The sequence below is a fragment of the Kluyvera sp. STS39-E genome (genome assembly GCF_040932435.1).
Taxonomy (GTDB): Bacteria; Pseudomonadota; Gammaproteobacteria; order Enterobacterales; family Enterobacteriaceae; genus Kluyvera.
Map to the genome: position 1 here is coordinate 262087 of NZ_JBFQGA010000004.1, position 22341 is coordinate 284427.

The window sequence follows — 22341 nt, forward strand, 5'->3', positions numbered from 1 at the left end:
TATCAGGCCTACATATCTGCACCAACCGTAGGCCGGATAAGCCGCGTTAGCGTCGCCATCCGGCGTGACTCCGAACTTCAATGCCTGATGGCGCTGAGCTTATCAGGCCTACATATCCGCACCAACCGTAGGCCGGATAAGCCGCGACAGCGTCGCCATCCGGCATAACTCCGAGCTTCAATGCCTGATGGCGCTGCGCTTACCAGGCCTACTGTCCCCTACCAATCATTGGTAGGTTGGGTACGAGCAATTTGCGCCAAGTCATATTGCGCAACACAGCCCTTCGATGAAGAAATCAGCACTCGATCAAATTTTCATTTTTTTTTGCAAATTATTGACATCCCCGCCAGCCCTTATGCGCCGTGGACTTCGCCTTTTTTATGCTTTCACAACCTCAATTCAACATCAAAATCAACTCTTGTACTCAAAAGAATCCCTACTAGAATACTCACCATATAGCGTTCAATTAATCAACGACCCCCTACATATAGTATTTATCCACAGGTTTTACTACAACCGTTGTTGTGGATAAGCAGGGGACATTTTTCTTTTCACGGACAGGGTATAAATACATGAATCAGAGTCTGCTGGTGACTAAGCGTGACGGCCGCACAGAACGCATCAACCTCGACAAAATTCATCGCGTGCTGGATTGGGCTGCTGAAGGGTTGCATAACGTTTCAATTTCCCAAGTTGAGCTGCGTTCCCACATCCAGTTCTACGACGGGATGAAGACGTCTGACATTCATGAAACCATCATCAAAGCCGCCGCAGACCTGATCTCCAGCGAAGCGCCTGACTACCAGTACCTGGCCGCGCGCTTAGCGGTATTCCACCTGCGCAAAAAAGCCTACGGCCAGTTCGAGCCACCGGCCCTGTTCGATCACGTTAAGCGCATGGTCAATCTTGGTAAATACGACAATCATCTGCTGGAAGACTATACGGAAGAAGAGTTCAAGCAGATGGACTCGTTTATCGCTCACGACCGTGACATGACCTTCTCCTATGCCGCCGTGAAGCAGCTGGAAGGCAAATACCTAGTGCAGAACCGCGTCACCGGCGAAATTTACGAGAGCGCCCAGTTCCTCTACATCTTGGTCGCTGCGTGCCTGTTCTCCAACTACCCACGTGACACCCGTCTGAGCTACGTGAAGCGCTTCTATGACGCGGTATCCACGTTCAAAATTTCGCTGCCAACGCCGATTATGTCCGGCGTGCGTACGCCAACTCGCCAGTTCAGCTCCTGCGTACTGATCGAATGCGGCGACAGCCTTGACTCTATCAACGCCACCTCCAGCGCCATTGTGAAATACGTTTCCCAGCGTGCCGGTATCGGCATTAACGCCGGTCGCATTCGTGCGCTGGGTAGCCCAATCCGCGGCGGTGAAGCATTCCACACCGGCTGTATCCCGTTCTACAAGCACTTCCAGACCGCAGTGAAATCCTGTTCTCAGGGCGGCGTACGCGGCGGTGCAGCAACGCTGTTCTACCCAATGTGGCATCTGGAAGTGGAAAGCCTGCTGGTGCTGAAAAACAACCGTGGCGTTGAAGGCAACCGCGTGCGTCACATGGACTACGGCGTACAAATCAACAAACTGATGTACACCCGCCTGCTGAAAGGCGGCGACATCACCCTGTTCAGCCCGTCTGACGTCCCAGGCCTGTACGATGCCTTCTTCGCCAACCAGGACGAATTCGAACGCCTGTACGTGCAATATGAAAACGACAGCAGCATCCGCAAACAGCGCGTGAAAGCGGTTGAACTGTTCTCGCTGATGATGCAGGAACGCGCCTCGACTGGCCGTATCTACATTCAGAACGTCGACCACTGCAACACCCACAGCCCGTTTGACCCGACCATCGCGCCGGTACGTCAGTCTAACCTGTGCTTGGAAATCGCTCTGCCGACCAAACCGCTGGACGACGTCAACGACGAAAACGGTGAGATTGCCCTGTGTACGCTGTCAGCCTTCAACCTCGGCGCTATCGATAGCCTCGATGATCTCGAAGAGCTGGCGGTACTGGCCGTGCGTGCACTCGATGCCCTGCTCGATTACCAGGACTACCCAATCAAAGCGGCTGAACGCGGTGCGATGGGCCGTCGTACTCTGGGCATTGGCGTGATTAACTACGCTTATTGGCTGGCGAAGAACGGCAAGCGCTACTCCGACGGCAGCGCCAACAACCTGACTCACCAGACTTTCGAAGCCATCCAGTACTACCTGCTGAAGGCCTCTAACGAGCTGGCGAAAGAGCAAGGCGCATGCCCGTGGTTCAACGAAACCACCTATTCCCAGGGCATCTTGCCTATCGATACCTATAAGAAAGACTTGGATGCTATCACCAACGAACCGCTGCACCTGAATTGGGAAGCGCTTCGCGAGTCAATTAAGACTCACGGTTTACGTAACTCCACGCTTTCTGCTCTGATGCCGTCTGAGACCTCTTCGCAGATCTCCAACGCCACCAATGGCATCGAGCCGCCGCGCGGCTACGTCAGCATCAAAGCGTCGAAAGACGGCATTCTTCGTCAGGTTGTGCCGGACTACGAGCACCTGAAAAATGCTTACGAGCTGCTTTGGGAAATGCCAAACAACGACGGCTACCTGCAGCTGGTTGGCGTTATGCAGAAGTTTATCGATCAGTCGATCTCGGCTAACACCAACTATGACCCGACGCGCTTCCCGTCTGGCAAAGTGCCGATGCAGCAGTTGCTCAAAGATCTGCTCACCGCCTATAAATTTGGCGTGAAGACCCTGTACTACCAAAACACCCGTGATGGTGCAGAAGATTCACAAGACGATCTGGCTCCGTCCATTCAGGACGACGGCTGCGAAAGCGGCGCTTGTAAGATCTAATAATGATTGCCGGGCAGCGCTACGCTGACCCGGCCTTTTATTTCCGTATTAATCGGCTTACGACACAGAAGCCCTATTGACTATACGGATTTATTTTCGATGATATTGTAAGCAGGTAAGTAAACGCCATCCGGCATTACTCTCCAGACAGGATTGACATCAATGGCATACACCACTTTTTCACAGACGAAAAACGATCAGCTCAAAGAGCCGATGTTCTTTGGCCAGCCGGTCAACGTGGCACGCTACGACCAGCAAAAATATGACATCTTCGAAAAGCTGATTGAAAAACAGCTCTCCTTCTTCTGGCGTCCGGAAGAAGTTGACGTTTCCCGCGACCGCATCGATTACCAAGCGCTGCCGGAACACGAAAAGCATATTTTCATCAGCAACCTGAAATATCAGACCCTGCTGGACTCCATTCAGGGCCGTAGCCCGAACGTCGCGCTGCTGCCGCTGATTTCCATTCCAGAGCTGGAAACTTGGGTTGAAACGTGGGCATTTTCGGAAACCATCCACTCACGCTCTTACACCCACATCATCCGCAATATCGTTAACGATCCGGCGATTGTCTTTGATGACATCGTCACCAACGAACAGATCCAAAAACGTGCAGAAGGCATCTCCAGCTATTACGACGAGCTGATTGAAATGACCAGCTACTGGCACCTACTGGGCGTTGGCACACACACCGTTAACGGCAAAACTATCACCGTCGACCTGCGCGAGCTGAAGAAAAAGCTCTACGTTTGTCTGATGAGCGTTAACGCGCTGGAAGCGATTCGCTTCTACGTCAGCTTCGCTTGCTCGTTCGCCTTCGCTGAACGCGAGCTGATGGAGGGCAACGCCAAGATTATCCGCCTGATTGCCCGCGACGAAGCGCTGCACCTGACCGGCACTCAGCATATGCTGAACCTGTTGCGCAGCGGCGTAGACGACCCAGAAATGGCAGACATTGCTGAAGAGTGTAAGCAAGAGTGCTACGACCTGTTCGTGCAGGCCGCGGTGCAGGAAAAAGAGTGGGCTGAATATCTGTTCCGTGACGGCTCGATGATTGGCCTGAATAAAGACATTCTGTGCCAGTATATTGAGTACATTACCAACATCCGTATGCAGGCGGTTGGCCTGGATCTGCCGTTCCAGACCCGTTCTAACCCGATTCCGTGGATCAACACCTGGCTGGTGTCCGATAACGTTCAGGTGGCACCGCAGGAAGTGGAAGTCAGCTCGTACCTGGTTGGCCAGATTGACGCGGAAGTCGATACTGACGATCTCAGCAACTTCCAGCTCTAATGAGCCGCGTCTTTCTGCGCATCTCTGGCACACGTTTACAGTGCCAGGATGAACACCCGTCCCTGCTGGCGGCGCTGGAATCTCATAACGTTGAGGTGGAATACCAGTGCCGCGAAGGCTACTGCGGCTCCTGCCGCTGCCGTTTAGTGTCTGGTCAGGTTGACTGGCTAACCGAACCGCTAGCCTTCATTCAGCCGGGCGAAATTTTGCCTTGCTGCTGCAAGGCAAAAGGCGATATTGAAATCGAGATGTAATATCGCCTTACCCACCCCGTAGGCCGGGTAAGGCGAAGCCGCCGCCCGGCAAACTTATCGTTTACGCGCCAGCATTTCCTCGTGATGCCGTTTCTCGCCGATCATCACCACAATCAGCAGTAACACCGCCAGCACGCTGCCACCAATCATCACCATAAAGCCACCGTCCCAACCGAAGAAATCGACGGTATAGCCAACGATGGCACTTGCCGCAACCGACCCGCCCAGATAGCCAAACAGGCCGGTAAAGCCCGCCGCCGTTCCCGCCGCTTTCTTCGGTGCCAGCTCAAGCGCGTGCAGACCAATCAGCATCACCGGACCGTAAATCAGGAAGCCAATCACAATCATACAAATCATATCTACGTGCGGATTGCCCGGCGGGTTGAGCCAATAAACCACCGTAGCGATGGTCACCAAGGTCATAAAGAACACGCCTGTAGCGCCACGGTTGCCTTTAAATACCTTGTCCGACATCCAGCCGCAAATCAGCGTTCCCGGAATACCTGCGTACTCATACAGGAAGTACGCCCAAGAAGATTTATCCAGCGCGAAGTGCTTCACCTCTTTTAAGTAGGTTGGCGACCAGTCAAGAATGCCGTAGCGCAGCAGATAGACAAACACGTTCGCCACTGCGATGTACCACAGCAGTTTGTTGGGCAGGACGTATTTCATGAAGATCTGTTTGGCGGTCAGCTCTTCTTCATTCTGTTCGCTGTAATCGTCCGGATAGTCATTTTTATACTCTTCAATCGGCGGCAGACCACAGGATTGCGGGGTATCGCGCATCAGCGCAAAGGCAATGATCGCCACGACAATTGCGCCAAAAGCCGGCATATACAGCGCCGCTTTCCAGTCGTTAAACCACGCCATCCCCAGCAAGAACAGCAGCGGAGGAATACCGCCGCCAACGTTATGCGCACAGTTCCACACCGAAACGATACCGCCGCGCTCTTTCTGCGACCACCAGTGCACCATCGTCCGTCCACACGGAGGCCAGCCCATTCCCTGGAACCAACCGCAGAGGAACAGCAGCACGAACATTATCGCAATACTGGACGTTGCCCATGGCACAAAGCCCATAAACAGCATTACCGCCGCCGCCATAATCAACCCGGCAGGCAGGAATACACGCGGATTTGAGCGGTCCGATACCGAGCCCATTATAAATTTCGAAAAACCGTAGGCGATAGAGATCCCGGACAGCGCAAAACCTAAATCCCCGCGAGAAAAGCCCTGCTCAACCAGATACGGCATCGCCAGCGCAAAGTTTTTACGCACCAGATAATAGGCGGCATAGCCGAAGAAAATACCGAGGAAGATTTGCAAACGCAGGCGACGATAGTGGGGGTCGATCTCGGCTGCAGGCAGACGCGCCCGATGCGGTGAAGGTTTGAAGATACTGAGCATAATAGCCTCCGTGGCCATGTTTTTATTACCGGGTATCACTGCACCGGTTCCAGAGAGGCGCTGATGTTAAAAAATCACGGCGATTGTTACTGTGAAACAACGCACAGACTGTTACAGAAATATGACAAAATGCGTAGAAACACGCACGAAATCACGTTTTATTTTCGTTGAACGCTCGATTATGTTCGAAATCAAACAATCCACGTTATTAATGTGGCTAAATGGTAAAAAACGAACATAAGGGAACACAATGACAATCCGCGATCCCCAAGACAGCGATGTGATTATCATTGGCGGCGGAGCCACCGGAGCCGGTATCGCCCGTGACTGTGCGCTACGCGGCTTGAAGGTCGTACTGGTTGAACGCTTCGATATCGCCACTGGCGCGACCGGCCGCAACCACGGATTGCTGCACAGCGGCGCGCGCTACGCGGTGACCGACAGCGAGTCCGCCCGCGAATGTATCAGCGAAAATCAAATCCTACGCCGTATCGCCCGCCATTGTATTGAACCGGCCAACGGCCTGTTTATCACCCTGCCCGAAGATGACATGGCCTACCAGCAGCGCTTTATTAACGCTTGTCTCAATGCCGGAATTCAGGCCGACGCAATAGAACCGGCGCTGGCAAGACGCCTTGAACCGGCAGTCAATCCGGCGCTTATCGGTGCGGTTCGCGTGCCGGACGGCACCGTTGATCCCTTCCGCCTCACTGCCGCCAACATGCTTGATGCTCGTGAACACGGCGCCACTATTCTCACCGGCCATCAAGTCACGGGGTTAATTCGCCAAGGTGACCGGGTACGTGGCGTAACCCTTTATCATCCGGCCCGTGGCGAAACGCGCGAGCTGTATGCCCCGGTGGTGGTCAATGCCGCCGGGATCTGGGGACAGCGGATTGCGGAATATGCCGACTTGAGCATCCGCATGTTCCCGGCGAAAGGCTCGCTGCTGATTTTCGAAAACCGCATTAACCAGCAGGTTATCAACCGCTGTCGACCACCGGCAGACGCCGATATTCTGGTTCCCGGTGATACCATCTCGCTGATTGGCACCACCTCCACCCACATTGACTATCGCGATATTGATAGCTGCCGCGTCACCGCAGACGAAGTGGACATTCTGCTGCGCGAAGGGGAAAAACTGGCCCCGGCTATCGCCAGCACGCGCATTTTACGCGCCTACTGCGGGGTACGTCCGTTAGTCGCCAGCGATGATGACCCAAGCGGTCGCAACGTCAGCCGGGGGATAGTGCTACTCGACCACGCGGAACGTGACGGTTTAGAAGGGTTTATCACCATTACCGGCGGCAAACTAATGACCTACCGCCTGATGGCCGAATGGGCCACCGACGCCGTCTGTCGCAAACTCAATCACACTCGCCCGTGCACCACCGCCGAAACGCCGTTACCCGGTTCACAAGAACCCACGGAAAAGACGCTGCAACGGATGATTTCGCTACCCGCGCCGCTGCGCGGTTCTGCGGTCTATCGCCACGGTGACCGCACGCCATCATGGCTGGGCAACAGCCGTCTGCATCGTAGCGTGGTGTGCGAATGCGAAGCCGTCACCGCCGGTGAAGTGCAGTACGCCGTCGAGAACCTAGAGGTCAATAGCCTGCTGGATCTACGCCGCCGCACCCGCGTCGGCATGGGCACCTGCCAGGGCGAACTGTGTGCCTGCCGGGCCAGTGGCCTGTTGCAACGCTTTAACGTGACCCAAACAACCCAAACGCTGACGCAGCTATCCGAGTTTCTTAACGAACGCTGGAAAGGGGTCGAGCCTATTGCCTGGGGCGACGCGCTGCGCGAAAGCGAACTGACCCGCTGGGTCTATCTCGGACTGTGCGGTTTACAAAAGGAGCCAGAAGATGAACTTTGATTGCGCGATCGTCGGCGGCGGACTGGCAGGTTTACTCTGCGGGCTACAGCTGCAAAAATCCGGATTACGCTGCGCCATCATCAGCCGTGGTCAGAGCGCACTGCACTTCTCCTCGGGCTCACTGGATTTATTAAGCGCCCTGCCCGATGGACAACCGGTCAGCGATCCTTCGCAAGGGCTAGCACAACTGGCTGAACAATCTCCAAATCACCCTTATAGCCGTCTCGGTGCTTCCCGCGTGCTGCAATATGCCCGTCAAACCCAAGCGCTGCTGGCAGAATGCGGGATGACGATGGTGGGCGAAGCCGCACAATCTCATCAGCGGATAACCCCGCTGGGCACCCAACGGACGGCTTGGCTTAGCCCTCCGGAAGTACCGCTGGCTCCGCTTGCCGGCCAGCGTTTTTGCGTGGTAGGTATCAGCGGATTTCTCGATTTTCAACCGCATCTGGCGGCAGGAAAGCTGCAGCAGCCGGGAATACAGGTTGAAACCGCCGAGATTGACCTGCCGGAACTGGACGCGCTACGGGAAAACCCAACCGAATTTCGTGCGGTGAATATTGCCCGCGTGCTGGACAATCAAACCCACTGGTCGGCATTACATCAGGCACTGCTGCCGCTGTGTGAAGGCCACGATGCGCTGCTCATGCCCGCCTGTTTTGGCCTGCGCGACAGCACGCTGTTCGACTGGCTGAACGCGAATCTCCCCTGTCCGCTGCATTTAGTGCCCACTCTGCCGCCATCGGTTCCCGGCATGCGTCTGCATGCGGCGCTCATGCGGCAATTTGTCGCCGAGGGCGGTATCTGGATGGCGGGTGATGAGGTCAAGCAGATAGATCATGCCAACGGCACCGTCAGCGCCATCTGGACGCGCAATCACGGTGACATTCCGCTGCGCCCGCGCTATGCGGTGCTCGCTAGCGGCAGCTTTTTCAGCAACGGTCTGAGCGCCGGTAGACAAAGCATTCGCGAATCCATTATGGGGCTGGATACTCTGCAACCCACGCCGCGTGCCCAGTGGTATCGCCATGATTTCTTTGCCTCACAGCCGTGGCAGCAGTCAGGCGTCATTGTTGACGATGCCCTGCACCCTGCACTGAATGGCATTTCGTTCAGCAACCTGTTCGCTATTGGCTCAGTATTGGGCGGTTTTGATCCTATCGCTCAAGGCTGCGGTGGCGGCGTCTGCGCGGTCACCGCGCTGCATGCCGCCGAGCAGATAAATCGTTTAGCTGGAGGTCAGGCATGAGCCAGCAAAGTTTTGAAAACTGCATCAAATGCACCGTCTGCACCACCGTCTGCCCGGTCAGCCGCGTTAATCCACGTTATCCAGGGCCAAAACAGGCCGGGCCAGACGGAGAGCGGCTGAGGCGTAAAGATGGCGCGCTGTACGATGAAGCGCTGAAATACTGCATTAACTGCAAACGCTGTGAAGTTGCCTGCCCATCGGACGTAAAAATTGGCGATATCATCCAGCGCGCCCGCGCCGACTACGGTCAGCAAAAGCCGGGACTGCGCGATGCTATCCTCAGCCATACCGACCTGATGGGCACGCTTTCCACACCGTTTGCCCCTCTGGTCAACGCTGCCACCGGCCTGAAACCGGTGCAAAAACTGCTGGATGCGGCGCTAAAAATCGACCACCGCCGCAGTCTGCCGAAATATTCGTGGGGCACCTTTCGCCACCGCTATCAACGAATTGCTTCGCAACAGGCGCAGTTCGCCGAACAGGTCGCTTTTTTCCACGGTTGTTTCGTCAACTACAACCATCCTCAGCTCGGGCTGGATCTCATCAAAGTGATGAATGCGATGGGCATTGGCGTGCAGTTGCTGAGCAAAGAAAAGTGCTGCGGCGTGCCGCTGATAGCCAACGGCTTTTTCGATAAAGCCCGGCGGCAGGCACAGAGTAACGTCACCTCCCTGCGCGAAGCCATCGGCGATAAGGGGCTGCCGGTAGTGGCGACCTCCTCCACCTGCACCTTCACCCTGCGCGATGAATATCCGCACCTGCTGGAAGTGGATAATCACGACCTGCGCGACAACATCGAGCTGGCAACCCGCTGGCTGTGGCGCAGGCTTGACCAAGGCGCAGAGCTACCGCTTCAGGCGCTGCCGCTGAAGGTGGTTTATCACACGCCGTGTCATATGGAGAAAATGGGCTGGTCGCTGTACACGCTGGAACTGCTGCGACGTATCCCCGGAATTGAGCTACAGGTGCTGGAGTCCCAATGCTGCGGCATTGCCGGAACCTACGGATTCAAATCGGAGAACTACCCGACGTCCCAAGCGATAGGCGCACCGCTGTTTGCACAAATAGAAGAGAGTGATGCAGACCTAGTGATAACGGATTGCGAAACCTGTAAATGGCAAATTGAGATGTCCACCAGCAAACGCTGTGAACATCCAATTTCTCTGCTGGCACAGGCGCTTACAGCACCTGCGAATCCACCACATTAATCCAGCCGTGTTCGCTGGCAATCGGACGTCCGTTCAGCCAGCGACGCAGCATGTTTAACGCCATCATCGCACAGACTTCCTGACGCACCTCCAGACTGTGGCGCGGATTATTGATCTTTAGCTGCAGCGCGTAGGTATGTTCAGCGGTGGAGAGCGCAATATTGATGTGCTCTGATTCCAAACCGCTCACCGCCAACGCTAATCCTGCAAAGTGGCTCACCCGTCGTTCCGCCGCCCAGCGCGCGGTATGCGCCAGCGTTTCATCCTGTGGCGGCACCACTTCACTGGCCAGTAGCGGCGCACCCGCCCGGGAAAGCTGGAGCGCCAGTAGCCCGCTGGTGAACTGCTCGCTTAACGTCAGGCTGAGCTGCTTTTCTTTCAGCACCCGCGCTATCTGCGCCGGCAGCCCTTCTGTGCCTTCAAAAATCAGGTTTTCACCCGCCACTTTCTGCACTTCCGGCCACAGCGCCAGCATCGCGTCATGGTGTTCCGCAGGTCCGGTGAGTTTCAGTTCGATAATCGGCATTGAAGAGCGGTAGCCCATGGTGACACCGGGCGGCAGATCAAGATGCTGCAGGCTTTGGGCGAGGTCGCTTTCAGAACGGCCAAAGGTGGTCAAGCGCAGGCAGACCGGCGGCTCGCCGACAGGGTAACGCTTGCGGATCCGCGGCAGGATTTCACTTTCGACCATCACCTTAAATTCCGACGGCACGCCGGGGGTGAAAAACATCAGACAGCGGTTGAGCTTAACGGCGAATCCACAGGCGGTGCCGACCGGGTTATCAATCAGCTCGGCGCTGGCGGGAATTTCCGCCTGCTTACGGTTGCTCGGCGCCATGACTCGTCCACGCTCATTGAAAAAGCGCTCCATGCTCGCCAGCCACTCTTCGTGCAGAATAAGCGATTCGCCTTTGGCGGTCGCCGCCGCCAGCGCGCTTAAATCATCACTGGTCGGCCCTAGGCCACCGTTCACAATCAGGATATCCGCCTGTGTGCTGCGCTCGCGCAAAATCGCGACCAAATCATCGAGATTATCGCCAACGGTGTTACGCCGGGACAGGGGAATTCCATGCTGAAAACAAAAATCGGCAAGCCAGGCGGCGTTCGTATCGACAATCTGTCCCGATAAGACTTCGTCACCCGTAGACAGCATCTCAACCGTTATCATTACTTTCTCCAATAAAAAGAGGACGTTTTACTATAACGCAGAGAAAGAATTTAAGAAGCGAAAACTGGCGCAGCGGTGCCGCCGCGCCGGAGGGAGATTAGAACGATGCGCTCACGCCAACGTACGGGCCATCGGCCACGGTGTTGTCGCGGTGACCGTCTTTACCCGCGAGGTTCAGGTAGCGATAACCCGCTTCAATGCTGATAGGACGCATAATGGTATAGCGCGCGCCCGCATTCGCTTCGGTGTAGCTTTCGATACCGCTGGAGAGTGAGTCTGGTGAGTAGTAGTACTCGCCGAACAGACGCAGGCTATCACCGATTTTCCACTGCAGGCCGCCACCAACCGCTGCCGCATAGCCGGAATCGCTGTCGTTAGGATCGGTGTAAACGGCTTTACCGCCAACCGTCGCCATCAAAGGTCCCAGAGGGATATTCAGCCCCAAGCCCAAACCCGCAACGTCGCCGTCGTCATCGTTGTGCGTCCAGTTACCGGTTAATGCAAGACCCGCAGTCTCAGTGCCGAGGCCAAAGCCTAGGTTGGTATAATCTTTACCCGCTTGGCCGTTAAAACTAACGGCGCTCGCTGACGCCGAAACAAACATTAACCCCGCAAGGCCAAATAACACGCTTTTTTTCATCTTAATCCTTTCACGCAAATGCAAAAAATAAACGCCCACAATCTGCAGAATTGTACTGCGATACACTGAGGATTCAACGTCCTGAATAGGCAATAATCGCTAGGATTGTAACGAATTACGACCAATATATCAGCGATAATGATAATTAATATTTAATCAATTGAGTGGGGTTATTTTTCACCATTACTTTGCGTGCAGACCCACTGTGCAAGCTGAAGCCGGGAGACTTTAATCCCCGTGCCTTTCATCGCATCGGGCAAAAACAGCCAGCGGCAAGGTTGCTGGAATCCGGCGAGCCTATCCTTCGCCCAATCCGCCAGCACCGAAAAATCTATCGTCGCGTCGGCATCCACCACTGCCACCGGGCGCTGCCCAAACTCTGCATCGTCGACAGGCACAATAAAAACTTGGGATACGGCCGGATGTTGCACAATGACCCGTTCGACATCTTCCGGCTGAATACCTTCACCGCCGCTGAAAAAAAGATTGTCGAGACGGCCAATAACGCGCAGCTTGCCGTCGCACATCTCGCCGCGATCGCGGGTCGCAAACCATCCCTGTGCATTCACCAATGGGACTAATTGACCCTCGCGCCAATAGCCCGCCGCCATGCTGTTTGCCCGCAGCCAAATTTCACCGTCAACCAGCCGCAGCTCGCGACCCGGTAGCGGCGTGCCGACATCATCACCGCCATTAGCTTCACGCGCACAAACGGTAGAGGCGAACTCGGTTAGACCATAACCGCAGAAAGTGCGGATACCCTGCTGCTCCGCCTGTTCGGTGAGCGCCGCAGGAATCGCTGCGCCCCCCAACAGCACCGATTTCAGGGTGAGTGGACATGAGTCATTAAGCAGACGCCATAGCTGAGTTGGCACCAAAGATGCGTGGGAACAGTTGACCAGCGCATCAGCAAGCGCTCGCTCGCTAATCGCCATTTGACCGCCCGCCCGCAGCCAGCGCCAGAAAATCCCCTGTCCGGAGACATGAAACAGTGGCAGCGACAGCAGCCAGCAGTCTTGGCGGGAAAACGGCATCAAACTTAACACGCCTTCGGCACTAGCAAGATGCGCCGAGGCGCTGTGTACCGCTGCTTTCGGCAATCCCGTCGAGCCGGAGGTGAGCGTCATCGAGACAAAACGCTGCGCCTGCCAGGCGATTTCAGCATAACCATCGCGCATTAACAGCTGCAGCGCAGGCAACCCGTGATGCTCGGATGTTTCAAGATTGAGGCAATGGCTGAGCGTAAGTCCCGGTAACAGCTCGCCCAAAAGCGACGCAGGTAGACGCGGATTCAGCGGTAATACCCGCGCCCCGCACTGAAGCAGCGCCAGCCAAGCCAGAACTGTCTCGGGACGGTTACGCGCGCATAGCGCAACGCCGTCACCCGGGCTTACGCCCTGCGCCTGAAAACCGGCCGCCAGTTGGTCAATACGTTCGCATAACGCGGACCAACTGACGGTTTCATCATCCAGTCGCAGCGCGGGTGCCGCGCCGTACAGGGCCGCCCAATGACGCCACGGCCAGGTGTTAAATATCACAACAGCGGCTCCATATCCTCAATCGCTCCGCACGGCAGCGGGCTGTCGGGCCAGCAGCGGATAAGCTGCGTCTGCATCAGATTCAGCGTATCCAGCCCCGGCATCGTCTGCGGCGTTAGCCACGCGGCAATACGCGCCAGTTGGGTTAAGCCAAGGCTCGACTCAAGGGAGGAACTGATGACCGCCGTCAGCCCCAGCGCGTGGGCGGCAGCAACCTGCTCTTGCACCCGTGCCAGACTACCGGTGAGGGTCGGTTTTATCACCACCGCCCGCACTCCCGGCTCGGCTGCAAAACGGAAATCCGCTTCGCGTAGACTTTCATCCCAAGCAATGGCGATGCCGGTTTCGCGGGCGAAAGCACGGGAATCGTCGCGAGTTTTGCAAGGTTCTTCAAGAAAAGCGATACGCGAGCGGTAGTCCGGGTTGACGTATTTGGCGAACTGCTGGGCTTTCAGCGGCGTCCAAGCGCGGTTAGCGTCAAGGCGCAGCGTCAGCTCCGGGATAGCTTCCAACAGCAGGTTAACCACCATGCCGTCGCGCACCGCTTCATACAGCCCGACTTTAACTTTGGCAACCTTCTCGCCGGGCATCTCTGCCAACTTAAGCACCAGTTCATCCGGGTCGCCGGTGCACAGCGGCGCAGCGCGGTAGTCCGCCGCCTGCGGCAGCGCGTCGGTCATCTCCGCCAGCGCGCAGCTGACCCCGAATGCCACGGAAGGAACGTTGGGTAAAAGTACGTCGTCACCCTGTCGCCAGGCCGTGGCCCAAGCTAGCAATGCCGCTTGCGCCTCATCCAGCGTTTCAAGGCTAAATCCCGGCAGGGGGGAGATTTCTCCCCACCCATCCCGTTCGCCATCACGCAGGTACACGAATAGCCCATCGCGGGTTTTCAGTCGCCGTTCACGCAGAACCACACCCGCATCCATCGGGATCTGCCAGCGATAAACCTGCGCGCTACGCATTATGGGTTACGCTTGTATTTGCTGAAGTCTGGCTGGCGTTTTTCGTTAAACGCGTTGCGCCCTTCTTGACCTTCTTCGGTCATGTAGAACAACATGGTGGCGTTACCCGCCAGCTCCTGCAGACCCGCTTGACCATCGCAGTCGGCGTTCAGCGCAGCTTTCAGGCAGCGCAGCGCCATTGGGCTGTTTTGCAGCATTTCACGACACCAGCGCACGGTCTCTTTTTCCAGGTCGGCCAGCGGAACCACGGTGTTGACCAGGCCCATATCCAGTGCCGCTTTCGCGTCGTACTGACGGCACAGGAACCAAATCTCACGCGCTTTTTTCTGCCCAACGATACGTGCCATGTAGGATGCACCCCAGCCGCCGTCGAAGGAGCCGACTTTTGGACCAGTCTGACCGAAGACGGCGTTTTCTGCCGCGATGGTCAGGTCGCACATCATATGCAGTACGTGACCGCCGCCGATGGAGAAGCCCGCCACCATGGCAACAACCGGTTTTGGACAGGTGCGGATCTGACGCTGGAAGTCCAGCACGTTCAGGTGATGAACGCCGCTGTCGTCTTGGTATCCGCCGTAGTCACCGCGAACCTTCTGATCGCCGCCCGCGCAGAACGCTTTGTCGCCAGCACCGGTCAGGATAATGACGCCGATGTTGTCGTCATAGCGTGCATCGGACATCGCTTGGATCATCTCTTTCACCGTCAGAGGACGGAAAGCATTACGGACCTCAGGGCGGTTAATGGTGATTTTGGCAATGCCGTCGGTGGATTTTTCATAAAGAATGTCGGTAAAACCTTCGGAACAATCATGCCACTCGACTGGGGCGTACAGCATAGCTTCATCAGGATAAATCATAGCGAGTCCTATTTTCAGAAAGGCAGAATCTGCGCCAAGCACGCGACCACGCCCGCGGGATTTTCCCGGTGCGCGTTGTGCCCGGCATCACGAATAATGCGGTAAGGGAGCGAGAGTTCCTCGGCGATGGTGCGAAACTTAGCGTCACGCTCACCGCAGAGATACCAGAAAGGAACAGTACTGTGACGTAATGTCGGGCGCAGGTCATCCTGCACCGCCAGCGACGTTGCCAGCAGCATCGCGGCCAGAGCGTCGCCATCGTTATGCCGACGTCGGTCTACCAGCGCGTCGCGCTGTTCCGTCGTCAGACTGGAAAATACCGGCTGTTGATACCAAGCTTGGAAAACCTCTGCCAGCGGCTGGCTGGAGAAGCGATGCGCCCATTGCTGGTCGTTGTGCAGGCGCTGTTGACGTTCGCAGGCTTCGTTCAGGCCTGGGTGTCCTCCTTCGACGATCACCCCAGCCAAACCCTCCGGCTGCGCACGGCAGGCGTAGTGCATGGCAATCCGTCCGCCCAGCGAATATCCCACCAGCCAATAGTTCAGGATGTTGAAACTCAGCAGTGTTGCTTTAAGCCATTCGGCGACTTCAGCAAAGTTCTTCACCCGCACGGCCGCCGAACCGCCGTGACCGGGAAGATCGACATACAGCCGATTCACTTGCGTAAACGCCTCGCCAACCGGCTGCCACTCGCGATTGTCGCCGGAAAAGCCGTGCAGAAACACCAGCCACGGTTGGGCTGAGTCTACGGATTTGGCGACGGCGTGTAGCATCATAGCTGGCTGACCTGCGCCAGCAGGTGTTGCAAAGTTTGCGCGCCATCGGTGTCATTCACCACCAGCTCAATCACGGTGGTGGCAGGCGTCGTCCACGCCGTGCTTAACACCTCTTCCAGCGCATCCCAATCCTGCGGCTGCTGGTAGCGCAGACCAAACATTTTGGCTGCATGCTCAAAATGGATGTTCTGCGGCATCGTGTAAAAACGTTCGCGTTCGGGAACCGGCGTCGGCAGCAGGGAGAAAATCTGCCCGCCGTTGTTGTTGACGATAAGAAGCACCAACGGTGCCGATACCTGGCGCAGCAGAGCCAATGCGTTTAGGTCGTACAGCGCGGACAGATCGCCGACGATAGCCAAAGTTGGCCGAGCGCTGGCGCGCTGCACGCCGGCTGCGGTAGAAACGAGTCCATCGATGCCGCTGGCACCGCGGTTGCTATACACCGGATAACCCGCAGGAAGCTGTCCCAGAGCGTCAATCAGGCGCACCACTAGGCTATTGCCGACAAAAAGTTGCCCTTGATCCGGCAAGTAGCGGCGAATACGGTGCGCCAGCTGTGCTTCGCCAAAGCGTTCACTCTCTTGTGCGACCGCTTGCCAAGCCTGTCCAGACAGCGTTGGGATAACCTTCGCCCACGGCGTCCGCTTTTCAGCCGGATGTTGCTCCAGCCAGCGTTCAATATTGCACACCAGACGACGACCGCGATGGTGCGCCGGGTCGAGACGACCAGTAAGGGTATCCACCAGCCAGTATTCGTCCGGTTCGCAGGAGAGCTGCCATTGCAGCACCCGCTTGCCGGTTAAGCTGCTGCCCAGTTGCACCACAATCTGTGCCTGAGCCAACTCGTTCACGGCGGCAGGATTACCCAGCCACAGATCGGCGCAAGGCAGCGGCTGACCGGTTTGCGACAACACATCGCCAACCAACGGCCAGCCCAGCGTTTTCGCCCATTCAGCGACTAACTTGCCCTCTTCCGCGCTCATTCGCCCGGCGACAATCACACCGCGCTTCTGCCGCCAGAAGAACCAATCACGCTGAACAGCGCTTTCCTGATGCAACGTTTCGCGCAGCCAAGGCTTGTCACTTTGCCACCAGTTACCCAGCGCCTGCTGCCAGGTATGGCCGGTTTCATCCATATCGCCGTATAACGGTTCGGCAAACGGACAGTTGATGTGTACGCCACCGGAATGCAAAGAGCCTAAGGCGTCATCGATCACCGACACCAACCAGCGAGCGGGAATATCTTGGCTTGGACGCGGCAATGAAACGGTCTGCGAGGGGTGCGAGGCGAACATGCCCGGCTGGCGAATGGCTTGGTTTGCGCCACAGTCGATCAGCTCCGGCGGACGGTCCGCCGTCAGCAAAATAATTTTCTCGCCGGTTAACCCGGCTTCAATCAGGGCGGGATAGAGATTTGCCACCGCCGTACCGGACGTGACAATCACCGCCACCGGCTGCTGGCTCACTTTTGCCAGCCCTAATGCCAAATGTCCCAGACCGCGCTCGTCAAAATGGGTGTGATGGATAAAGGTGCGATTTTCCGCCGCAGCCAGCGTCAGTGGCGTCGAACGTGACCCCGGCGCAATGCAGATATGCCGCACGCCGTGACGGGTTAATGCTTCAAGGATCACCGCCGCCCAGCGTCGGTTAAATGCGCTTACTGACATGAATTTGTCCGGTATCAAATAGTGCGACTCAGTATAAATACTACGACCTAGTAGAATCTTGATATGAATCGATAATGTTCTATTCAGAGAACAGCAATGAACGCAGTCCCGCCGCTTTGTTTTCTATTTCTTGCCATTCTTGTTCGGGGTCGGAGCCTTCGACGATACCGGCGCCCGCATACAGTCGCAGCCTGTTGCCCTCAACCATCGCCGAACGCAGCGTGACGCAAAACTCGCTTTGCCGTCGCGAGAGCACCCCGGCTGACCCGGCGTACCATTCACGGGTAAAAGGTTCTTCACGCTCGATAAACGCCAGCGCCGCCGCGCGGGGTAGCCCGGCTACCGCTGCGGTTGGCTGCAGTTGTAGCAAGCAACAGGTGTCATCGGGCGTATTGAGTTCAGCCTGGATACGCCGACGCAGATGCTGAACCTTACGCAGCCGCACAATTTCAGCGGGTAAAACGTCCAGCGTTCGCGTCATTCCCCGCAGGCGCTGGCAAATATCTTCCACCACTAGGCCATTTTCGCGCTGATTCTTGTCGTCTTTCATCAGCCAGTCGCCCAGCCGCCGCGCGGTGGTGTCATCGTCATGCCCTGCAACGGTGCCAGCCAGCGCTTCGGTTTCAAGCTGCGTACCGCGCCGACGCCACAGGCGCTCCGGCGAGGAACCCAGAAACGTCCGCTGGGCATCAAAGGCCATATAGAAATGATAGCAAGAGAAATTGACCCGGCGGCTGGCAGCCATCAATGCCCCGGCGTTAAGTCCGTCGCTGAAGACAAGATCCGTCGCCCGCGCCAGCACCACCTTGGTGAATTCGCCGTCAGCAATCGCTTGGGTTGCTTGATTAACCAGCCGGCACCAGCCTGCTTTATTAGGGCGATGGGTTTCACTTTCTTGCTGTAAAGTGAATTCAAAAGAGGAGTGCGCGGCACAAAGTGAGGCCAAGCATTCGCGGGCGCGTTGGGCATCGGATTGCAACGACGTATCGCTCCACAAATTTAGCCGGAGCACCGCTCGCCCCGCTTTGCGCTGCCAGGTCAGGCGCGGCAAAAACAGCATGGCATGCTGAGGGGCAAAGGCGTTGACGCCGCAGAGATGAATGTCATCACGGGCCTGCGTCGCCAGAAAAGCATTGGCCAGCGCCAGTGATGAGAAGGTCTGCACCGCGCCAAGGGCAGCAATTTCTTCATGCCCGCTGCGCTGCTGCCAGTAAAACTGCGGCCATACCGGCTGCGCGCTAAGCCAAGCCAGCGGGTCGAACGCATCGCTAAGAGGGAATGAAACTTCAAAAATTCGCGTGCCGGGCAACGCAGGAAAATCGTCTGTCAAATGCCCTGACAGGCTCTGCAACGCCGCTAAAATCGAAAGCACGCGAACCTCCCTATCATAAAAACCACATAGTATACGGGGTACTAAGGATAAAAAGCAGTACCCACGATGAGGGAGCGAATCGCAATGATGGCAATATCACACTGATAAACAACGCCCTTTGCCTTTACTATAGACGCTAATAGTACGGGTTGCAGGACGGTTTATCGCTTAAGCTTGCAGGGCTTCTCGTGCCATGCCGACATGAGGAATGCCGTCTTCGTCATAGACATCAGTGACGGTCATAAAACCGAAGTGGGCGTAGAAGCCATGAAGATGTGCCTGTGCGCCGAGATACAGCGCGCGAGTCGGCCAACGCTGCTCGCAGGTGGCGAGCGCTCGTTCCATCAACTGATATCCCAACCGCTCGCCGCGCACCACAGAACTAACAATAACCCGACCAATCGTCACCGGCTCCAGCGCGTCGTCGCTCACCAGAATACGTGCATAGGCCACAAGCTGGTCGCCCTGCCAGCCAAGAAGGTGGCGATTCTCACCGACCAGATCGTCGCCATCGATATCGAGATAAACGCAGGTTTGCTCGACGACAAAAACCTCGCTACGCAGCTTTAGCAGTGCGTACAGTTCCGGGACGCTGAGTTCAGAATGGTGCAAATCTTGCCAGCGAATCATGGTAGGCTCCTTAAACCTTTTTTACCGCCAGGGGCGCGGCACTATGCAATTGACGTTTTTAGGTACATCTGCGGGCGTACCCACCCGAACCCGCAACGTAACAGCAATGCTGTTGCATCTGCAACACCCGACGCAGCCGGGGCTGTGGCTTTTTGACTGCGGCGAAGGGACTCAACACCAAATGCTACGCACCGCCTTCCATCCGGGAAAAATCGAGCGCATCTTCATTAGCCATTTACATGGCGACCATTTATTCGGTCTGCCGGGTCTTATCTGTAGTCGTTCTATGGCAGGCAACGTGCATCCGCTGACCATTTACGGCCCGAAGGGGCTCAGAGAGTTTGTTGAAACGAGCCTGCGCCTAAGCGGTTCGTGGACCGACTTCCCGCTGGAGATTGTTGAAATCACCGGCGGAGAAATTCTCGATGACGGCCTGCGCACGGTCACCGCTTATCCGCTAAATCATCCGGTCGAGTGTTACGGTTTTCGCATTGAAGAACATGACAAGCCCGGCGCACTCGACGGTAAACGGCTGATTGAGGCCGGCGTGCCGTTCGGCCCGCTGTTCCAGCGGTTGAAAGCCGGTGAGTCCTTGACGCTGGCCGACGGCCGGGAAGTGAATGGTAAAGACTTTATCTCACCGCCGACGCCCGGTAAAAAGATCGCCATTTTTGGTGATACCGCCCCCTGCCAGTCGGCGCTGGAAATGGCTCGTGATGTCGATCTGATGGTGCATGAAGCGACGCTCGAGGCATCGATGGCTGAAAAAGCCAACAGCCGTGGTCACTCTTCAACCGAGCAAACAGCCCAACTGGCGCGCGCGGCGAACGCCAAGCGGCTTATCGTAACCCACGTCAGTTCCCGCTACGATGCCGAAGGCTGTCGGCGTCTGCTGGCCGAATGCCACCAGCATTTTCCACAATGCGAACTGGCGGAAGATTTCGCCACCTTCACACTGTCATAACGTTTTGCCCATCGGTGCCGATAACTCTGCTATCGAGATTACGCTTTACCACGCTGAGGGCACCATGGATAACTTCCAAAAAGAGATCGACGACAGGGCCAACCTGACGCTGTCCAACCGTTTTGAGCTGTTGCTCTTTCGGCTGGGTGCCGCGTCGCAAAATGACGCCTCCGAGCTTTACGGCATTAACGTCTTCAAGCTACGGGAAATTGTCCCGATGCCGAGCTTCACCCGTCCTGCCGGAATTAAACCGCCACTGATGGGGATGGTGAACATTCGCGATCAGATTATCCCGGTTATCGATCTTGCGGCGGTCACAGGCTGTAAGCCTAAAAATGGGCTGAATATTCTGCTGATCACCGAATACGCTCGCAGCGTGCAGGCGTTTGCCGTCGAATCCGTGGAGAATATTACCCGCCTCGATTGGACGCAAATCCACACCGCTGAGAAAGCGGTCAACGGTAAGTACATCACCAGCATCGCCTGCCTTGACGATCACGTAGAGAGCAACAACCTGGCGATGGTTATCGACGTTGAGCAAATTCTCTACGACATCACCCCTGCCAACCACGACCTGCACGCCAAAGAGCTGAGTCCGCGTAAATTCAATATTAAAGCGGGCGCCACCGCCATCGTTGCCGAAGACTCGAAAGTCGCGCGTGCAATGCTAGAAAAAGGGCTGAAAGCCATGGATATTCCGGCGCAGCTGCACGTTACCGGCAAAGAGGCGTGGGAGAAAATTGAGCGACTGGCACAGGAAGCGGCGCAGGAAGGCATTCCGGTCAGCGATAAAATCGCGCTGGTGTTGACCGACCTTGAGATGCCGGAAATGGACGGTTTTACCCTTACCCGCAAGATCAAGACCGATCCGCGATTGAAAAATATTCCCGTGGTGATCCACTCTTCGCTTTCCGGCAACGCCAACGAAGATCATATTCGCAAGGTTAATGCCGACGGCTATGTTGCTAAGTTTGAGATTAACGAACTGGCTTCAGTGATTGAGCAGGTGCTCAATAAGGCTGGCGCTAAAGGGGAAAACCCGCTGCACGCGGTACGATAGCGGGCTCAATATGAACCGCCAGGTGAGCTGGCGGCTCATATTTATTTTTGTTCTACACAAAAATATCCCGCATGGCTGGTAGACTCTTTATCGTGACCGCGACCCATGACAGCACGATATAAAGGCCCGTCCGCTGTACCAACGTTCTTAAAATTAATCCCTAAAAAATCGGCATCTTTGCCAATATCCGCTGGGTTTTGCCTCGTGCTAAACAGAACGAAATCCTCATTTTTATCCTGTTGTGTTTTTGACATCGCCTTGAAGTAGGTCATGCCTTGTTTCATATCACCGTCCTTTGAGATGAACTTAGTGACCGCGTATCCGACGTTATCATCCGAGGCTTTAACATCAACCAGCATAGCTCCGTTAGCTTGCGTCTGATTATTAAAGTCGGACTCTTCAACGCAAATTAAACTCACGAGCAATTGTTCCGCTTTAACGACAGGAGACAATAATAAAAGCAGCGCCACGACCAGTTTTCGACTCATTAATATCTCGTTTTAATTTTCAAATTCCTGGCCCATTATAGCAACGTATTGGCGCTGACAACTCGCCTATC

19 protein-coding genes are annotated in these 22341 nt (G+C 56.0%); 8 read left to right on the forward strand and 11 right to left on the reverse strand.

The window, feature by feature from the left end; all coding sequences use genetic code 11:
* Positions 1–572 precede the first annotated feature (572 nt).
* From nrdA to yfaE, 3 genes are all read left to right on the forward strand, one after another.
* Positions 573–2858 (forward strand): class 1a ribonucleoside-diphosphate reductase subunit alpha, encoded by a 2286-nt coding sequence (nrdA, locus tag AB4K05_RS10575; RefSeq protein ID WP_368479937.1) that lies wholly within the window; start codon positions 573–575, stop codon positions 2856–2858.
* A 162-nt stretch (positions 2859–3020) separates the two neighbouring features.
* Entirely contained in the window at positions 3021–4151 is a 1131-nt protein-coding gene (nrdB, locus tag AB4K05_RS10580) for a class Ia ribonucleoside-diphosphate reductase subunit beta (RefSeq protein WP_368479938.1), read from the forward strand.
* Positions 4151–4405, forward strand: a complete 255-nt coding sequence (yfaE, locus tag AB4K05_RS10585) for a class I ribonucleotide reductase maintenance protein YfaE (protein WP_368479939.1) — start codon at positions 4151–4153, stop codon at positions 4403–4405. The genes nrdB and yfaE overlap by 1 nt, the downstream gene beginning before the upstream one ends.
* Positions 4406–4459: 54 nt before the next feature.
* Here yfaE and glpT read toward each other — a convergent pair whose 3' ends face one another.
* Positions 4460–5812, reverse strand: a complete 1353-nt coding sequence (gene glpT / locus AB4K05_RS10590; RefSeq protein WP_368479940.1) for a glycerol-3-phosphate transporter — start codon at positions 5810–5812, stop codon at positions 4460–4462.
* Between the two features lie 250 nt (positions 5813–6062).
* Here glpT and glpA point away from each other — a divergent pair, with 250 nt between their 5' ends.
* The 3 genes from glpA to glpC are packed head-to-tail and all read left to right on the forward strand — an operon-like array spanning position 6063 to position 10148.
* Complete coding sequence (gene glpA / locus AB4K05_RS10595; protein ID WP_368479941.1) at positions 6063–7691, forward strand: anaerobic glycerol-3-phosphate dehydrogenase subunit A; 1629 nt, start codon at positions 6063–6065, stop codon at positions 7689–7691.
* Positions 7681–8940 carry a glycerol-3-phosphate dehydrogenase subunit GlpB gene (gene glpB, locus AB4K05_RS10600; protein ID WP_368479942.1) on the forward strand — a complete coding sequence of 420 codons (1260 nt, stop codon included), beginning with the start codon at positions 7681–7683 and terminating at the stop codon, positions 8938–8940. The genes glpA and glpB overlap by 11 nt, the downstream gene beginning before the upstream one ends.
* The gene (gene glpC, locus AB4K05_RS10605) at positions 8937–10148 is read left to right on the forward strand and encodes an anaerobic glycerol-3-phosphate dehydrogenase subunit GlpC (RefSeq protein WP_368479943.1); all 1212 of its coding nucleotides are present in this window, start codon (positions 8937–8939) and stop codon (positions 10146–10148) included. The genes glpB and glpC overlap by 4 nt, the downstream gene beginning before the upstream one ends.
* On the opposite strand, the gene AB4K05_RS10610 is transcribed toward glpC, so the two are convergent.
* The 9 genes from AB4K05_RS10610 to AB4K05_RS10650 form a co-directional block, all read right to left on the reverse strand.
* On the reverse strand, positions 10120–11316 hold the full coding sequence (locus AB4K05_RS10610; RefSeq protein WP_368479944.1) for a nicotinamide mononucleotide deamidase-related protein YfaY: 1197 nt from the start codon (positions 11314–11316) through the stop codon (positions 10120–10122). The two genes, glpC and AB4K05_RS10610, sit on opposite strands and share 29 nt — an antisense overlap.
* Before the next feature lie 97 nt (positions 11317–11413).
* Complete coding sequence (locus AB4K05_RS10615) at positions 11414–11956, reverse strand: YfaZ family protein (RefSeq protein WP_368479945.1); 543 nt, start codon at positions 11954–11956, stop codon at positions 11414–11416.
* 170 nt (positions 11957–12126) lie between these two features.
* Positions 12127–13494, reverse strand: coding sequence for an o-succinylbenzoate--CoA ligase (gene menE / locus AB4K05_RS10620; RefSeq protein WP_368479946.1), 1368 nt, complete (start codon positions 13492–13494; stop codon positions 12127–12129).
* Positions 13491–14456 (reverse strand): o-succinylbenzoate synthase, encoded by a 966-nt coding sequence (menC, locus tag AB4K05_RS10625; protein ID WP_368479947.1) that lies wholly within the window; start codon positions 14454–14456, stop codon positions 13491–13493. The genes menE and menC overlap by 4 nt, the downstream gene beginning before the upstream one ends.
* Positions 14456–15313 carry a 1,4-dihydroxy-2-naphthoyl-CoA synthase gene (menB, locus tag AB4K05_RS10630; RefSeq protein WP_368479948.1) on the reverse strand — a complete coding sequence of 286 codons (858 nt, stop codon included), beginning with the start codon at positions 15311–15313 and terminating at the stop codon, positions 14456–14458. The genes menC and menB overlap by 1 nt, the downstream gene beginning before the upstream one ends.
* Before the next feature lie 14 nt (positions 15314–15327).
* Complete coding sequence (menH, locus tag AB4K05_RS10635) at positions 15328–16089, reverse strand: 2-succinyl-6-hydroxy-2,4-cyclohexadiene-1-carboxylate synthase (protein ID WP_368479949.1); 762 nt, start codon at positions 16087–16089, stop codon at positions 15328–15330.
* Positions 16086–17756, reverse strand: a complete 1671-nt coding sequence (menD, locus tag AB4K05_RS10640) for a 2-succinyl-5-enolpyruvyl-6-hydroxy-3-cyclohexene-1-carboxylic-acid synthase (RefSeq protein ID WP_368479950.1) — start codon at positions 17754–17756, stop codon at positions 16086–16088. The genes menH and menD overlap by 4 nt, the downstream gene beginning before the upstream one ends.
* A 79-nt stretch (positions 17757–17835) precedes the next feature.
* Positions 17836–19128, reverse strand: coding sequence for an isochorismate synthase MenF (menF, locus tag AB4K05_RS10645; RefSeq protein WP_368479951.1), 1293 nt, complete (start codon positions 19126–19128; stop codon positions 17836–17838).
* A 168-nt stretch (positions 19129–19296) separates the two neighbouring features.
* Positions 19297–19758: a GNAT family N-acetyltransferase gene (locus tag AB4K05_RS10650; RefSeq protein ID WP_368479952.1), complete on the reverse strand. Its 462-nt coding sequence runs from the start codon at positions 19756–19758 to the stop codon at positions 19297–19299.
* Between the two features lie 43 nt (positions 19759–19801).
* On the opposite strand from AB4K05_RS10650, the gene rnz reads away from it, so the two are divergent.
* Both rnz and AB4K05_RS10660 read left to right on the forward strand, forming a co-directional pair.
* Positions 19802–20722 carry a ribonuclease Z gene (gene rnz / locus AB4K05_RS10655; protein WP_368479953.1) on the forward strand — a complete coding sequence of 307 codons (921 nt, stop codon included), beginning with the start codon at positions 19802–19804 and terminating at the stop codon, positions 20720–20722.
* 64 nt (positions 20723–20786) lie between these two features.
* A complete protein-coding gene (locus tag AB4K05_RS10660) occupies positions 20787–21782 on the forward strand; it encodes a chemotaxis protein (RefSeq protein ID WP_368479954.1) in 996 nt (331 codons plus the stop codon).
* Between the two features lie 41 nt (positions 21783–21823).
* Here AB4K05_RS10660 and AB4K05_RS10665 read toward each other — a convergent pair whose 3' ends face one another.
* Complete coding sequence (locus AB4K05_RS10665; RefSeq protein WP_368479955.1) at positions 21824–22270, reverse strand: hypothetical protein; 447 nt, start codon at positions 22268–22270, stop codon at positions 21824–21826.
* Positions 22271–22341 lie beyond the last annotated feature (71 nt).

What these genes read in the sequence shown, in the direction of transcription:
- nrdA (WP_368479937.1), top strand. Translation starts at nt 573, where the DNA reads ATGAATCAGAGTCTGCTGGTGACTAAGCGTGACGGCCGCACAGAACGC.
- nrdB (WP_368479938.1), top strand. Translation starts at nt 3,021, where the DNA reads ATGGCATACACCACTTTTTCACAGACGAAAAACGATCAGCTCAAAGAG.
- yfaE (WP_368479939.1), top strand. Translation starts at nt 4,151, where the DNA reads ATGAGCCGCGTCTTTCTGCGCATCTCTGGCACACGTTTACAGTGCCAG.
- glpT (WP_368479940.1), bottom strand. Translation starts at nt 5,812, where the DNA reads ATGCTCAGTATCTTCAAACCTTCACCGCATCGGGCGCGTCTGCCTGCA.
- glpA (WP_368479941.1), top strand. Translation starts at nt 6,063, where the DNA reads ATGACAATCCGCGATCCCCAAGACAGCGATGTGATTATCATTGGCGGC.
- glpB (WP_368479942.1), top strand. Translation starts at nt 7,681, where the DNA reads ATGAACTTTGATTGCGCGATCGTCGGCGGCGGACTGGCAGGTTTACTC.
- glpC (WP_368479943.1), top strand. Translation starts at nt 8,937, where the DNA reads ATGAGCCAGCAAAGTTTTGAAAACTGCATCAAATGCACCGTCTGCACC.
- AB4K05_RS10610 (WP_368479944.1), bottom strand. Translation starts at nt 11,316, where the DNA reads ATGATAACGGTTGAGATGCTGTCTACGGGTGACGAAGTCTTATCGGGA.
- AB4K05_RS10615 (WP_368479945.1), bottom strand. Translation starts at nt 11,956, where the DNA reads ATGAAAAAAAGCGTGTTATTTGGCCTTGCGGGGTTAATGTTTGTTTCG.
- menC (WP_368479947.1), bottom strand. Translation starts at nt 14,456, where the DNA reads ATGCGTAGCGCGCAGGTTTATCGCTGGCAGATCCCGATGGATGCGGGT.
- menB (WP_368479948.1), bottom strand. Translation starts at nt 15,313, where the DNA reads ATGATTTATCCTGATGAAGCTATGCTGTACGCCCCAGTCGAGTGGCAT.
- menH (WP_368479949.1), bottom strand. Translation starts at nt 16,089, where the DNA reads ATGATGCTACACGCCGTCGCCAAATCCGTAGACTCAGCCCAACCGTGG.
- menD (WP_368479950.1), bottom strand. Translation starts at nt 17,756, where the DNA reads ATGTCAGTAAGCGCATTTAACCGACGCTGGGCGGCGGTGATCCTTGAA.
- AB4K05_RS10650 (WP_368479952.1), bottom strand. Translation starts at nt 19,758, where the DNA reads ATGATTCGCTGGCAAGATTTGCACCATTCTGAACTCAGCGTCCCGGAA.
- rnz (WP_368479953.1), top strand. Translation starts at nt 19,802, where the DNA reads ATGCAATTGACGTTTTTAGGTACATCTGCGGGCGTACCCACCCGAACC.
- AB4K05_RS10660 (WP_368479954.1), top strand. Translation starts at nt 20,787, where the DNA reads ATGGATAACTTCCAAAAAGAGATCGACGACAGGGCCAACCTGACGCTG.
- AB4K05_RS10665 (WP_368479955.1), bottom strand. Translation starts at nt 22,270, where the DNA reads ATGAGTCGAAAACTGGTCGTGGCGCTGCTTTTATTATTGTCTCCTGTC.